A 14813-nucleotide genomic window follows, 5' to 3' on the forward strand; every position below is an offset into this window, starting at 1 on the left:
ACGGTACAATTATCTTAAACAAGTATATTAGGTTGACTAATCGCGTAAGAATGCAACCCTGGCAAAAAGTAATTTACACCAAAGAACGTGAACAACACCGCAACAAATCCAAATATTGTCATCCAGGCCGCCCGTTTCCCTTTCCAGCCATACATCAACCTGGCATGTAAGTACGCTGCATAAATAATCCAGGTGATTAACGACCACGTCTCTTTAGGGTCCCATGACCAATATGTACCCCAAGCATAATTTGCCCAAATCGCACCTGTAATAATGCAAAGAGTCAGTAATGGAAAGGCAAATCCAATGACCTTATATGACAGCTCATCGATTATGTCTAAGGCAGGGAAACGTGAAATTATTCCGTGTGGATTTGATTTTTTCCCTTTGCCCTCTTCCCCTATTTTCAACAAATACATGATTCCTAATCCGAAGGATATGGCAAAAGCACCGTAGGAAAACATGGCTGTAACTACGTGAAAGGTTAGCCACTTACTTTTAAGTGCCGGTGGAATCGCCTGGGCAATTCTCTCCTCCGGTCCCATGCTCATGATAATAAACATCAAGATTAAAAAAGCGATGGGCATGACAAAAGCGCCGAGAGACCTGAGCTTATAGCGATACTCTATAAACAGATAAACAAATATAATCCCCCAAACGAACGACAACAAAAACTCATAGGAATTGGAAAGCGGCGGACGTCCCGCAATAATCATACGCAAGATGATAGCCGCAGTGTTAGCGACTAAGCCAACAATGGTAAGATATGTTGCAAATCTGCCCATTAGTTCTTTTTTTGTGCCTATCCAAGCCCAATAAAACAACATACAAAGGGTATAGGCCATTAACATAACATAAAATGATGAAGTTTCAAGGTTTTGCAATCCCTGATCCACAGTGCTTATCCTCCCTTTTTCTGTACTAATCTTTAGACAGTCAGGCTTATGATGAGTTATTTTGCTTGAATGTCATGAATCAAACGATCAAACTCTTGCTGAACCCCACCTGTAACTTTACCGGCCATCGTCCCCATTGTCAGTTCTCCATCTGTTCCCTGTCCCGATTCGAAAACTCCCAGTACAACCATCGAACGCCAATAAAATGATAAGAACAGTCCTAACAGCAACAAGGCGCATCCGAGCCAAACGACCATCACGCCTGGGTCTTGTTTTACTTGCAATCCAGTAAAACCAGCATTTCCCTCGAGGGTTAACTTATATTCACCTTGAACGTCAATAGTTTCCCCTGCATTAATTTGCCCCGTTTGTACAGGTTGAACACCTTTCCCTCTATAGACTTGATAAAGCATAATTGGCTTTTGTGGATCGCTCTTAATTGCAGCGGCGATAAGATAGAGTTCGGTTCCCGGTGCTTGAAAGTAATTCCCGCCGTGGTCTTGCAAAACAATTGGGAGCTTTTGATCCTTCAAGTCAACCGTTAGGCTAGCTCCGTTAGCAAAACTTGATTGATAGAATGTTACCCCTCTATATGTAAGCGGATGATTTACAGAGATTGTCTTACGAAGCACTTCTGTTCCGTTTTCAATAATCCCCATATCTGTATACCAATTATCTCGTTCACCATTAGCCAAAAAGCGGTCCTCGGCTGAATAGATATGGACACTAAAATCTTGATTAATCCTTCCCTTGGATACACTAATCGAGTTTAGAGGTACAGTTGATCCTGCACTGCTCATCATAAAGCCCTTAAAACCCATGGTTGTTCCTAAGATCGCCCCGATGACTAAAACAACAAATGAAATATGAGAAATAAGTGATCCCCAATTTCCCAGTCGCCGTTTAATCGCTATAAAACTCCAACCATTGTCTCCAGAATTGATTGTAACTTTAAATCCCTTTCGCTTTAGTACATCTTGAACAGAAATCTTGAGAGGTTCGCTTTCTCCAGCTAATTTCGCTTTAATCTTACTAAACACGTTTGAAACACTTACAGGCGGCTTAAGGGCAAAGGTTCGATTATAAATCCCCTGAAAACGTTGGATACTGCAAACTATTAAATTGATGCAAAGTAAACCCATTAATAAGCGAAACCAAACAGTACTGTAAATTTGGGTAAAACCAAGAGTTTGCCAGATCTGACCTACTTCCTTGGCCGTCTCCGGGTCCAAGTTCACTTGAGGAAAAACAGTTCCCACTCCTGAGACAAGAGCTACTAAGCCTAATAATATCAGCCCTAATTTCATTGAGCTGAACACGCGCCATATATACTCTACAATGCCCTCGCGTTGTTCTTTCACTAAATCGCCCCTTCTCTAGCTATGCCATTTCATTATTATGGAAAATCAAGCAAATGCTTCATACGTTTTTTATTATACCCCAAAAAATGATGGATATGAAGTTATCACACCTCGCCATCGTTCCTCTTAATAACACCCTCTAAGAGCAAAGAATGTTTATAATTGATATTAGCTATAAAGGAAAATTCCAGCTTACTACTCATTGTGGACTGAAGAATACCAGAGAACATCTCAATGATTATTTCAGGTGGAATGTCTTTTCTGAACTCATTTTTGACTTGTCCTTCTATAATGATAGTGGATAGAATCTCCTTAAACCATTCCCCATGGGGTGCCTTCTTATCACCTTTATCGGGATTATGGTAAAATTTCATATATAAACTTATCAGTAACTGGTTTTCCTCATGAGTTTTTCCTACGGCTTGCAGCATTTGGGATAATTTTAGGGTTGCATTTAGAGACGATGTCTTTATATCTTCACAAGTTTGTTTAGCACTCTCTATTCTTTCAGCAAGGCAGTATTTTAAAATAGCTTCCTTAGATTCGAAGTAATTATAAAAAGTGCCCGTTCCAAGAGCTGCTTTCTCCATTATTTCCGCGACTGTAGTTTCGTTCAGCCCTTTGCTGAAAAATAATTTTAAAGCAATTCCTGCAATCGTCTTTTTGGTCTGAATTTTCTTTCTCTCGCGCCTGCTTAGTTCCTGCAACATTTTTATCCCCCCAGAGATTTAACCCGTTTGTGAATGTTCACATACATACAGTATCATCCACTGCAATATGATAAAAAGTGAATCAATTCACTTTATTATATTTGCAGATACGGAGGTTGTCAATTAAAAATGAATGCATTCATTTTTAATTGACAACCTCCGTATTAACAGGGCTTTTCGCTTATTTTATGTTTGAAACTTACTTGAAAATTGATCAAGCCCCGCAGACGAACTGCAGGGCTTGATCAATTTACTTATAAGCTTGTGGTTTCTTCTAAAACTTGCGGGTCCGAATGAATTCAGCCAGCTCTTCCAACGCTTTACGTGTAGGAATCTTAGGCAGTTCCTGGAGATGTCTTTTAGCCTTCTCAATATATAAATCCACAAGCTGCATTGACTGATCAATCGCCCCGGTGGATTTAATAAGGTCTATAGTTTCCCCTACTTCATCATCCGTTTTATCCATTTTCTTGAGTAAAGACTTTAATTGGGAAGACTCCGGGGAAGAATTTAGGGCAAGGATCATGGGTAAGGTCATTATCCCTTGACGCAAATCCCCCCCAATTGGTTTCCCGAATTCTGAGGCCTTTGCTGTAATATCTAAAACATCATCGACAATCTGAAAGGCCATTCCAAGAGAGTGACCGTAAGCCCCCAAGGCCCATACTTGTCGTTTAGGGGCTCCCGAAACCAAAGCTCCTAATTTGCAACAGGCAGAAATCAATAAGGCTGTTTTACGTTTAATACGGTAATAGTACTGTTTTAGAGTTTGCTCAACGTCAAAGGAACATTTGATCTGCTGAATCTCCCCTTGGCACATTTCAACACTGATTTCTGCTAAAATGCGTGCCACCTCTGGATGATCAATCTTCGAGATGAGCATCAGTGATTTTGCCAATAGATAATCACCCGTTTCCACTGAAACGATATTGCCCCATTTCGCCTTAACCGTCGCCCGCCCTCTTCTGGTCATTGACGCATCTACGACATCATCATGAACAAGGGAAGACATATGAATAAGTTCTAAAGCCATCGCAACAGGCATTATTTTTTCCAACGGATAGCCATAAAATTTACCGGCTAAGAGCGTAAATGCAGGGCGTAATCGCTTACCGCCGGCAGCCAATAAATGGACAGCAGAATCTTGGAGAATCGGATAACCCGTCTCCACGAATTTAGTCAGTTCTTTTTCAACCCGTTGTAAATCTGAATTTATCTGATTGAAGAGCCAGAGTTGTTTCAAAACCGATTCACCTGCTCGCACCCTTTTCTTCATAAGATACCATATCTAATGGCAGTTCCGCCAGTGGGTCCTTCGGGATTTCATCCTCGTAGGTCAGAAGTTCTTCATCTGATTTAGGATTCTCCGCCCCGCTTTGGGATGCGTCTGTATCCTTTTCGGAAGCACGTGGCGCAGTAGTTTGTTCAAATGCTTTATTCATAATATTGCTGGGTGTATTTATTGTACTTTGGAATTCTTTAGTTAATTCATTGGTTGCTTTGCGAATTTCTAAAACAAGTTTGCCAATTGATCGAGCAATAACTGGTAGGTCCTCAGGTCCAAACAGGATCAATACAACAACTAAAATTAAGAGGATCTCACTTAAACCCATGTTTTTGCCCCCCTTACTTTAACGCTAACTCTTTTTCTCTGCTGCGAGCAACAAGATAGCCTAGCCAGATGCTCATTTCATAGAGGAGATACATTGGCCCAGCCATGAGGAGTTGGGTCAGTAAATCTGGAGTTGGCGAAACAACTACCGCCAAAATGACAATCGTGAGGATCGCCCAACGTCTTTTGGCAGCTAACATCTGAGGTGTTAATACGCCTATTCTAATTAAAACTAACAAGACAATGGGAAGTTGAAAAACTAACCCAAAGGTTAAAAACATTGTCATAAGAAAACCAATGTAGGAGGTCTTCGTCAGCAATGGGGTATACGAAGTTACGGCATCACCACCTACAAAAAGCAAGAACTTAAGCCCAATCGGCAATACCACAAAAAAACATAACCCAACTCCGCTGAGAAATAGGAGTACTGAGCTGGGAAAAATAAGATATAAGTATTTCCGTTCATTTTGCTTTAAAGCTGGCAGGACGAAACTCCAAATTTGCCAGAATACCAAAGGGAGAGCCAGAACTACCCCAATGAGCATAGAAACTTTAACTTTGACTAACATTGGCTCCAAGGGCGTTGTCGTTATGAACGTAATTTCTTGTAGTTGGATTATCGGATCTGCAAGATAGGCAAAGGCACGATCACTGAAAAACCAGCCGATAACAGTACCTAATAATATTGCATAGGCAGATATAATCAGCACTTTACGTAAGGCTTTCAGATGTTCCAATAAAGGCAAATTCGCCTCATTAAGCTGTCGCTTGCGCCTGCGCATCCTCCTACACTTCCTTCCTGTACACCTTTAGGGATTCATAGTGTGTATTACGTTGCACAGCTTGGAAACCGGCATCTTCAATACAACGAATAATCTCCTGTAACGGGACACGCGTCTGCACGCCAGCAGCTCGAACCACATTTTCCTCTAACATAGTGCTGCCAAAATCGTTAGCCCCGAAACTCAAGGCAACCTGAGCCATCTTAGCACCTTGAGTCACCCATGACGCTTGGATATTGGGTACATTATCCAGCATCAAACGTGCTACTGCCAGTGTCCTAAGATATTCAACCCCTGTACTGCTCTCTCCACCCAATAAAGTGTTTGAAGGAGCAAAACTCCAAGGGATAAACGCAGTAAACCCACCCGTTTGGTCCTGGGCTTCCCGAACACGTACCATATGTAAAATTCGTTCTTCAAAGGTTTCGACATGTCCAAACATCATCGTCGCAGTGGTTTTCATCCCCAGCTTGTGTGCCGTGGTCATGACGTCCATCCATTTTTGCCACCCAATCTTATTAGGGCTAATCAGATGTCGTACGCGATCATCCAGGATTTCTGCTCCTCCCCCGGGAATGGAATCTAACCCTGCATTTCGAAGGCGAATGATAACTTCCTCAATCGGCAATTCAGATTTATTCGCAAGGTCCCATATTTCAGGAGGGCTAAATGAGTGAATGTGAATGGGGTAAAGGGCTTTAATATCACGCAACAGGTTTTCAAAGTACTCTAAATTTAAATCTGGATGCAGTCCTCCTTGAATTAAGAGCTGAGTTCCCCCGACTGCAATAGTTTGTTCAATTTTAGCATGTAATTCGTCCTGTGACAAAATATATCCTTCAGGATCTCCCTGTTTACAATAGAAAGCACAAAATTTACATTGACAGGAACAAATATTTGTATAGTTAATGTTTCGGTCAATAACAAATGTCACCACTTTTTGGGGATGCATCTGACCTCGGACGAGATTTGCTCCTTGTCCCAAAGAAAGAAGATCCGCATTTTGCAACAGTTCAATTCCATCTGCTATGGACAACCGTTCACCAGCCAAACGTTTTTCAATAATTTTTAAGGGTTCCGTTTGCATGCACTTCTCCTCCTTCCCAGCTTAGCCGGTCTTGCAGACCCGATAGAGAGTATCCCGCTCCACGGCATCTCTCCCTGCCTTTTGAATGAGTTGGATCAAGACACGCTTGCTCATACTGTGCTCTGACCCTTCCCCGGCCGTAGAAGTACTTCGGTCTTCAATAACGGTACCGTCTAAATCATCTACTCCAAAAGCCAATGAAACTTGTGCCAATTTGGTACCTAACATCAACCAAAAAGCTTTAATATGATCAAAATTTTCTAGCAGAATCCTCGAAATCGTTAGCATCTTCAGATCTTCATACCCTGTTGTATTTCCGACACCCATAGTTCCTTCCAATTTCGCAGTTTTCGAGTAAAAAGGAATTGGGCTAAAGCTTTGAAATTCTTTAGTCTGGTCTTGAAGTGTTCGCAGTTCTAATAAACGCTTAATCAATTCCTCTTGGGTTTTTTCCCCGTAGACCATCATTGCGTTAGAGCGGTTTTCATTTTTTTCAAAGGAAGCACAGATATCCATATAATCAATCGGACGATTGACAATGAAATAGGTTTGGTTGCCATTTTTACGTTCGCGTATGAGATTGGCCATATATCCAAGTGTTAAAATCTCTTGACTGTTGATCAGGCGTAAGCCTTCATCAAAGTTCAATCGTTGACCCTCTTCAACCTTGACGATCAGGTCCCAAAGTTCGCTTTGCGCGTACAGCGAGGGCATAGCCTACCCCTCCTTTATTTCAGCTCAATAAGATTATATCCAAAACGGAGAAAACAAATAGCAAGATGCTTAAGTAACCGTTAAGGTCGAAAAAAGCAACTCCAATCTTTGAGAAATCGTCTGCCGAGACAAGACGATGCTGACGAAAAAGTAATACGATAGCGATGGCGACCCCCGCATAGTAGAGCCAGCTCAATGACATGACCACTCCGACAGCGATAAAAAGCAGCGGTGCGATGGTATGCAGAAATGCTGAAATCTCTAACCCTCTCTGTAATCCAAAAACTGCCGGAATAGAGTGCAGTCCTTCCTTGCGGTCAAACTCCACATCTTGACAGGCATAAACCACGTCAAAACCTGCCACCCAGGTCATAACTCCCAACCCTAAGAGAACAGGCGCCAGAGCCCAATGACCGGTTATCCCGATCCAAGCTCCTGCCGGCGCTAAGCCCAGTGAAATTCCTAATACTAAATGGCAGGCCCAAGTAAACCGTTTAGTATAAGAATATAAAACTAGAAAAAAGACAGCGATCGGCATCAAGTACAGTGCCAGTAAATTAAGTTGATACGCAGAAATGCCCAGAAGCAGAAACGAGAATACAACATATAGGTAAACCTCATCCACTCTAAGCTGGCCTGCGGGCAGTGCTCTCTGGGCAGTCCGAGGATTACGCGCATCAATATGCCGATCAACCAACCGATTCAAAGACATTGCGGCTGTTCTAGCACCCACCATAGCCAGCGTTATCCACAAAAGCTTCATAGCAGAAGGAATACCTTCCGCTGCCAAAAAGGCCCCTAAGTAAGCAAAGGGCAGCGCAAAAATTGTATGTTCAAATTTAATCATTTCGAAGAAAACTTTTAGTTTATGCATACTCCACCCCGTTCGTTACGATCCTATCTCAAGAGGTTTATAAATCTCCACTCAATTGCATGGCCAAATATTGATGAACTTCACGGAGAGGATAGAGTTCAAGTTGTGATTCCGCCGAAATATCCTCTAAGATATCATTCGCCCGCTGTAGAATTGACTGGACAACGGTAACCTCCATGCTTTCCTTCCAAGCTCCCCATGCTAATCCTATTTCCCAGCCGAAAGCCTCCAATTTTTCTTGCAAAGGAAGTGAGACCCCCGCAAGTTCAGCACTGAGTCGAGCAGCCGTCCCGGCCAAGGAGGCACTCTCTAATTCAATAATTTGAAGCAACTCATCCCCGCTTAACTTCTTATCTCGAGAAAGCCATCGCGAAATACCCCCTTGGCTCATTGTTCCCATCACTTGAGCTAGGGGTTCTAAGAAGATCAATAGCTTCTCTCGACAAAGTTCCAGAAAAAACTTTCCATATAACAAGTCTCCGACGAGCACTGGAAATTGTCTCAGCTCTTCAGCAAGATCATCATCATCCTTCATGAGCCTATGAACCTTATTAGCCATAAATATAAACTGAATAATACCAGCCAACGCTTCTGATTTACGGTTATTATCTGCACACGACCCACTGACAGCTAATACTATAGCGGGATTAACCGTTTGATCCAGCTCATTCATTTCTAGGTGTACTAATTCCTCAAAACCAGCTGGCTTAAAATTAATTTCTTCGCGCAAATGCGCCTGAACTGTGTTCAGTTCCCCACGGAAGCTGAAATCTACCGGAACCATCTTATCGCTCCTTGCCTTCCCACTCAGACATTAACCTATTATGTATTCGATATATTTATTCAATCTCCTGCCCTATTTATGCAATATACTCTGATAATATGACATTATTATCGAAAGAATATGTACCTTTTCCTAAAATATAAATAGACCCTGCAACTTTATATTCGTAAGTTACAAGGTCTATCTAGTACCCGTAATAAAGAATAACCTGTCTTCTTCATCCGTACTCAACTTAGTCCGGAGTAAAATAAATATCCCTCCTAAATATTTACCGCTTCCTTTGGATCCTCAACAATACCACGCTTCATTTCTGTTGCTGTCATATGCCCTGCTTCGAAATGGTCGGTTAGATAGTTACAGGCATCCCAGGGATTGACACTGTCCCCGCACGTGAAGACGTCTACCGCCGCGTATCCGAGTTCTGGCCACGTATGGATGGCTAAGTGTGATTCAGAAATAACTACCACACCACTCACCCCTTGAGGACTAAACTTGTGAAATACAACCTCACGAACCTCGGCACCAGCTTCCAAAGCTGCGTTGACCATTAGTGCTTCGACCTTCTCACGATCATTTAAAATGTCGAAGCTACACCCATAAATTTCAGCCAACACATGACGTCCAAGAGAATTTGCCAATTGTGATCTTTGCCCCCTTTTCTACTAAAAAACAGGAAAGATCTGGGCCCGATCTTCATTTTCTTCAGATCATCCCCAAATTTCCATCACGTTAAATTTTAGCATAAAGTACGGTCTTGTCAATAAAATTTTATTTCATATCAAATCATTCTACTCAGCTTCACTTCAATATGTGTCGTTAAAATTCTTTACAATTAAAACCAGACTTAAAGACACATATTATTTTGACAAAAACCTTAACTGAATCCGTTTGATGAAGCTAACTAAACTTTAGGATAACCAGCTTAAGCAAATTAAATCCACTTTATCCTATCATCTCTATTGACTTGCAAGCACCAGTTATTCTAAACTTAAAATGACGAGGTATAAAGAGAGGTGAAATTATTTGAGCCTAACCTTAACGGCTGCTGAAGCAGCTAAAATTCTAAAGGTTTCCAAGTATACTCTTTATGAGCTTGTAAAACGGGGAGAGCTACCAGCGCACCACATTGGTCGGCAGCTTCGAATTGACCCTGCCGTCTTAGACCAATACCTAAGAGGAACCTATGGTGCCGGCAATACTCCGCCTGCTACTATATCTGCACCCCCTCCTGTATCGCCAACGATTCGCTTCATAGGAAGCCACGATCCGGTCGTTGAACTTCTGTTTGAGTTTCTTAAACATGCTCCCTTCCCTGTAGAATCCTCGCTTTCCTTTAAGGGAAGCATGGATGGACTTATGGCACTTTATCGGCAGGAGGCTGATATCTCGGGGATACATCTCTGGGACGATGTCTCAAAGGACTATAATATTTCCTTCGTCAAACATGTTATCCCCGGTGAATCTGTATGTATTGTTAATCTGGTTCAACGTGAACAAGGTTTTATTGTAGCTCCAGGCAATCCCTTGAATCTCCAAAGTTGGGATGATATCACTGTTGAAGGTCTAAACTTTATTAATCGCCAGAAAGGATCAGGAACCCGCCTTCGTCTTGACGCCTACCTTCGAGCGGCAAAGATTTCTCCTGGCCGAATACTGGGCTATGAAAATGAAGAAAACACACATTCTGGCGTCGCCTGCCACGTTGCCAACGGACAAGCTGATGTCGGAGTCGGAGTAAAAGCAGCCGCCCAACGCCTGGGCCTCGATTTTATCCCATTATTTCAAGAACGTTATGATCTGGTTTGCTTGGGAAAGACCGCCAGAACTCCGGTCTGGCAACAACTGATTAACATTCTAAAATCACCAGGATTTATTCAAGCTGTTCATCAACAAAATGGGTATGATACTTCTTTAACAGGGAAAATCCTTCTGAATATATAACATGCTGTTGGGGGCTTGATAGTAATGGGGGGACATTGCACGTTCACACGCGTTCCGCCTGGCTCGATGGATGCTGTAGCTATTGCAAGACAGGGGGACGGTTTTTGTGCCTATTTGTAGCCCTTGTGGTCTTGTGAATATGGGGCTCGTTAAAGGCTGAAGCTCTTACGTTTCTGCATAAGTTACATTCATATAAACAACTATTTATTTAGGGGAGGAAATATTTAAATGAAAAAGAACTTGCGAATCCGTTTAAATTTTAGTTTTGTGCTACTTATGATTGCCATCATGGTGACCCTCGTCGGATGTGGAACAACCACGACACCAACTCCAACAACACCTGCACCTCAAGCTGAGACTCCAAAGCCTGAAAGACCTGATATTATCTTAGCGACTACTACCAGTACACAAGACAGCGGTTTACTTGATGTGCTTGTTCCCGATTTTGAGAAGAAAACCGGCTACAAAGTTAAAACTATTGCTGTTGGCACAGGTGCTGCTTTAGCCATGGGGGAAAAAGGAGATGCTGACGTTTTGTTAGTCCATGCTCCCGCCTCAGAAAAAAAATTGGTAGATAATAAATCGGCTATTAACTATCAACTTGTAATGCATAACGATTTTATCATCGTTGGACCGGCAGCGGACCCTGCTAAAGTAAAAGAAACTAAAACTATCGCAGATGCCTTTAAACGGATTGTTGATAGTTCCTCAATCTTCGTTACCCGTGGGGACGATTCCGGAACCGATAAAATGGAAAAAGGATTATGGACAAAGCTTAATATCAAACCAGCGGCAGATAAGTACCAGTCCACTGGTCAAGGCATGGGACAAACTCTCACAATCACCTCGGAAAAAGCAGGGTATACTCTAACCGATCGTGCAACTTATTTGGCTACCAAGAAAAATTTACAACTTGATATTGTCCTCGAGGGCGACGCTTCTCTCTTAAATATTTATCATGTCATGCAAGTTAACCCGGAAAAATTCCCTAAAGTCAATGCTGATGGTGCTAAAGCCTTTGTCGACTATATGATTAATGCAGATACTCAATCAACCATTGGATCCTTTGGCAAAGATAAATATGGTCAAGCCCTCTTCTTCGCAGATGCAGGTAAATAATTGAAGGATCTAAGATAAGTACTTTCTTTATCCGTTAACTAGCCGCCATAAACCTAAGGCTCGAGATCTGCTTAAATCCGCGGTTTGCGGGCTAAGTCAGATTTCGAGCTTACATATTATTTAATCCTTGCATCGAAAGGGAAATGTAACGTATGGAAATGATTTGGCAAGGAATTTCAGCTGCCCTTCACCTCCTCCTAACCAAGGATCCTGAGGTGATTGAAATCACGCTCCTCACCCTGAAAATATCTGGTACCGGAACTTTTATCAGCCTGCTTATCGGTATTCCATTCGGTACACTCCTAGCTCTTAAACCCTTTCCAGGCCGTCGGTTTATCTTAAGTGTCGTGAATACAGGAATGGGCTTACCACCGGTGGTCGTAGGACTTTGGGTTTCAATATTCCTTTGGCGCTCAGGTCCGTTTGGCTTTTTGAACATCATATATACCCCAACGGCCATAATTATCGCTCAGGCAATCATTGCCTCTCCCATTGTCGCCGCCCTAACCTGTGCCGCTCTTCAACAAACCAATCCAAAACTACGGCTGCAAATTAAAGCACTTGGGGCCACACGCCTCCAGTATATTTGGCTACTTCTAAAAGAAGTTCGTTATTCCTTACTTGCAGCCATCATTGCCGGCTTTGGGGCCGTTGTTTCAGAAATTGGAGCGTCTCTGGCAGTAGGGGGGAACATTCAAGGATATACCCGTGTTTTAACGACAGCAACGGTCTTGGAAGTCTCCAAGGGAAACTTTGACATCGCTATAGCCCTAAGTATTATCTTATGTTTACTAGCCTATGGAGCTACCTTGGGCTTAACCCTACTCCAACAGAAACAGCAAGGAGGACCTTAGTGTGCTCGAAGCACAGGAGATAATTTGGATACAGAACCATAAAACTATTTTAAAAAATATTGATTTTCATTTATTGCCAGGAGAATGTGTTGGGCTAATCGGTCCCAATGGTTCTGGCAAAAGCAGCTTGTTGAAAATTCTAGCCTTTTTGGAACCTCCAACTTCTGGACAGCTCTATTTCCAGGGGCAAGCAGTTCCTAAGTCGGTTCCACTTACGATTAGGCGTAAAATTGCGATAGTCTTTCAGGAATCTCTCTTATTAAACACTGGCGTTTTTAACAATGTTGCCATGGGACTCAAAATTCGTGGCCTGCCCAAAGAAAGGATTCGAGAAAAGGTGGACTATTGGTTGGAACAGTTTGGAGTGATCCATCTTTCTAAACAATCTGCACGCTCCCTTTCCGGCGGGGAAGCTCAACGTGTTAGCCTAGCAAGAGCTTTTGCTATAGAGCCTGATGTTTTATTTCTTGACGAACCATTCTCAGCCCTGGATGCTCCCACCAAAGAAGGACTACGTATCGACCTAGCTAAGGTTTTTAAATCCACTCAAGCGACAACTGTCTTAGTTAGTCATGATTTTAAAGACATTGCCCATTTAACAAATAGAGCCTTGATTCTCCTTAATGGTGAAGTGGTGGCCCAAGGTCCACCTTCTGAACTCCTAAAGAATAGCCATAAAGAAGAGGTTGACCGTTTCCTTGCGCATTTCTCAAGTTAGTGAACTCATCCCACGAACCGATCCAACGTTCATTACCCATTATCCAATTACCATAAAGAATAGGCTGTACAAATATTTTTCAGTTTGTTACAGCCTATCCTTTATAAAACTTTTTAGCGAACTCGTTCAACTAAAGATAAAAACATATCGTTTATATTTGCTTTTCCCTTAGCAGCTTATTCTCCAATTCCCCTTTGAACTTTAATCAACTCACTGAGAATGCTGACAGCTATTTCTTCCGGAGTTTCCGCACCAATTTTTAGACCTATAGGAGAATACAGCTTTTGCAAGGCTTCTTTGGCTACTCCCTCCTCTTCCAAGTCAGCGAGTAATGATTTAACCCGTTTTCGACTGCCAATCATACCGATATAAGCGGCAGGGTAATTAATTACTTTCTTCAGACAAACCTTGTCATAACGATGCCCTCTGGTAATAATCACGACAAATGTTTGAGGATTTATATCAATAGTCTCTAAGGCTCTTTCAAAGTCAGCGCATAAAACTTTATTAGCAGTGCTAAATCGGTTGACATTGGCAAAGGATGGACGGTCATCGACGACAGTTACTTCATACCCTAAGATTTTAGCCATTGTTGCAAGCGGGACAGCAATATGTCCTGCGCCTAAAATCAACAATTGTACAACCGTTGTCGGTGGCTCAACCAGTAAGCGGTAAGCTGCTTTTGGGGTTGAGCTTTCACACGGATTGAACTCAAAATCTAAACAGATTAAGAATGGCTGACATTTTCTACTACCTATTTTGCCTTTCTCAAACGCTATATTATTTAGTTCCTTTTTACCTAGATCGCCCGCAACGTCTCCATTAGTCTTAATGACAAGCTTATTTCCCAGCCATGACTCTTCTGCCGCTTCGATCACAGTTACAAGTACCGGATTATTATGACTCTCCAAAACTGCAAGATAATCCTTATTAAGATCCGCCTTTTCCACGGGGGTATGAGTACCCATATACTCCATGAATAATTCCATAATTCCCCCGCAGACCATCCCCTCCTCCTGGGCTATATCTGCAGTCATATTCAAACTATACGTTTTAGAGTCGTATGTTGATAAAACATTGAGAGCCTCCCGTTTCGCCTCGGCTTCTCCACATCCGCCACCGATGGTACCAACTGTCATACCATCCGCAAAAACTAGCATTTTCGCCCCGGGCTTGCGAGGTGTAGACCCCAGTACACTGGTTACGGTAATAAGGACAGCGTCTAAGTTTTGTTCAAATACTTTTTTTAGACCAAGATACAATTGTTTATCCATAAGTTCTCTCCCTCTGGAACCGTCTTCACTTCAAAGGCATTTTTATTATATCAGTTTAGCACAGTTGTTGGGAATAGTATAAGAACC

The 14813-nt window shown here is 42.3% G+C and carries 16 protein-coding genes; 4 read left to right on the forward strand and 12 right to left on the reverse strand.

Annotated features, from left to right (window positions below; all coding sequences use genetic code 11):
* Positions 1 to 14: 14 nt before the first annotated feature.
* The 11 genes from ccsB to speD form a co-directional block, all read right to left on the reverse strand.
* Positions 15 to 896 (reverse strand): c-type cytochrome biogenesis protein CcsB, encoded by an 882-nt coding sequence (gene ccsB, locus BUB11_RS10025; protein WP_143187596.1) that lies wholly within the window; start codon positions 894 to 896, stop codon positions 15 to 17.
* Positions 897 to 952: 56 nt separating this feature from the next.
* Entirely contained in the window at positions 953 to 2257 is a 1305-nt protein-coding gene (locus tag BUB11_RS10030; protein ID WP_143187597.1) for a cytochrome c biogenesis ResB family protein, read from the reverse strand.
* A gap of 104 nt (positions 2258 to 2361) precedes the next feature.
* The gene (locus BUB11_RS10035) at positions 2362 to 2967 is read right to left on the reverse strand and encodes a TetR/AcrR family transcriptional regulator (protein ID WP_073029617.1); all 606 of its coding nucleotides are present in this window, start codon (positions 2965 to 2967) and stop codon (positions 2362 to 2364) included.
* Positions 2968 to 3241: 274 nt separating this feature from the next.
* A complete protein-coding gene (locus tag BUB11_RS10040; protein WP_073029618.1) occupies positions 3242 to 4210 on the reverse strand; it encodes a polyprenyl synthetase family protein in 969 nt (322 codons plus the stop codon).
* A 7-nt stretch (positions 4211 to 4217) separates the two neighbouring features.
* The gene (locus BUB11_RS10045) at positions 4218 to 4580 is read right to left on the reverse strand and encodes a Sec-independent protein translocase subunit TatA/TatB (RefSeq protein ID WP_073029619.1); all 363 of its coding nucleotides are present in this window, start codon (positions 4578 to 4580) and stop codon (positions 4218 to 4220) included.
* 13 nt (positions 4581 to 4593) lie between these two features.
* Positions 4594 to 5361 (reverse strand): twin-arginine translocase subunit TatC, encoded by a 768-nt coding sequence (gene tatC, locus BUB11_RS10050; RefSeq protein WP_073029620.1) that lies wholly within the window; start codon positions 5359 to 5361, stop codon positions 4594 to 4596.
* A 4-nt stretch (positions 5362 to 5365) separates the two neighbouring features.
* Complete coding sequence (gene mqnC / locus BUB11_RS10055; protein WP_073029621.1) at positions 5366 to 6448, reverse strand: cyclic dehypoxanthinyl futalosine synthase; 1083 nt, start codon at positions 6446 to 6448, stop codon at positions 5366 to 5368.
* Between the two features lie 21 nt (positions 6449 to 6469).
* On the reverse strand, positions 6470 to 7162 hold the full coding sequence (locus BUB11_RS10060) for an FO synthase (RefSeq protein ID WP_073029622.1): 693 nt from the start codon (positions 7160 to 7162) through the stop codon (positions 6470 to 6472).
* 19 nt (positions 7163 to 7181) lie between these two features.
* Complete coding sequence (locus BUB11_RS10065; RefSeq protein ID WP_073029623.1) at positions 7182 to 8036, reverse strand: UbiA-like polyprenyltransferase; 855 nt, start codon at positions 8034 to 8036, stop codon at positions 7182 to 7184.
* Between the two features lie 37 nt (positions 8037 to 8073).
* Positions 8074 to 8820: a polyprenyl synthetase family protein gene (locus BUB11_RS10070; protein WP_084110233.1), complete on the reverse strand. Its 747-nt coding sequence runs from the start codon at positions 8818 to 8820 to the stop codon at positions 8074 to 8076.
* 260 nt (positions 8821 to 9080) lie between these two features.
* Positions 9081 to 9458, reverse strand: a complete 378-nt coding sequence (gene speD / locus BUB11_RS10075; protein ID WP_073029624.1) for an adenosylmethionine decarboxylase — start codon at positions 9456 to 9458, stop codon at positions 9081 to 9083.
* Positions 9459 to 9843: 385 nt separating this feature from the next.
* On the opposite strand from speD, the gene BUB11_RS10080 reads away from it, so the two are divergent.
* The 4 genes from BUB11_RS10080 (at position 9844) to BUB11_RS10095 (ending at position 13452) form a co-directional block, all read left to right on the forward strand.
* A complete protein-coding gene (locus BUB11_RS10080) occupies positions 9844 to 10761 on the forward strand; it encodes a helix-turn-helix transcriptional regulator (protein WP_073029625.1) in 918 nt (305 codons plus the stop codon).
* Between the two features lie 228 nt (positions 10762 to 10989).
* On the forward strand, positions 10990 to 11880 hold the full coding sequence (locus BUB11_RS10085; RefSeq protein ID WP_073029626.1) for an ABC transporter substrate-binding protein: 891 nt from the start codon (positions 10990 to 10992) through the stop codon (positions 11878 to 11880).
* Positions 11881 to 12032: 152 nt separating this feature from the next.
* Positions 12033 to 12734, forward strand: a complete 702-nt coding sequence (locus tag BUB11_RS10090; RefSeq protein ID WP_073029627.1) for an ABC transporter permease — start codon at positions 12033 to 12035, stop codon at positions 12732 to 12734.
* Between the two features lies 1 nt (position 12735).
* Complete coding sequence (locus tag BUB11_RS10095; RefSeq protein ID WP_073029628.1) at positions 12736 to 13452, forward strand: energy-coupling factor ABC transporter ATP-binding protein; 717 nt, start codon at positions 12736 to 12738, stop codon at positions 13450 to 13452.
* 176 nt (positions 13453 to 13628) lie between these two features.
* Here the strand turns inward: BUB11_RS10095 and BUB11_RS10100 are convergent, their stop codons facing one another.
* A complete protein-coding gene (locus BUB11_RS10100) occupies positions 13629 to 14726 on the reverse strand; it encodes an XdhC family protein (RefSeq protein WP_073029629.1) in 1098 nt (365 codons plus the stop codon).
* Between the last annotated feature and the right edge of the window lie 87 nt (positions 14727 to 14813).

It is taken from the genome of Desulfosporosinus lacus DSM 15449 (genome assembly GCF_900129935.1).
Taxonomy (GTDB): domain Bacteria; phylum Bacillota; class Desulfitobacteriia; order Desulfitobacteriales; family Desulfitobacteriaceae; genus Desulfosporosinus; species Desulfosporosinus lacus.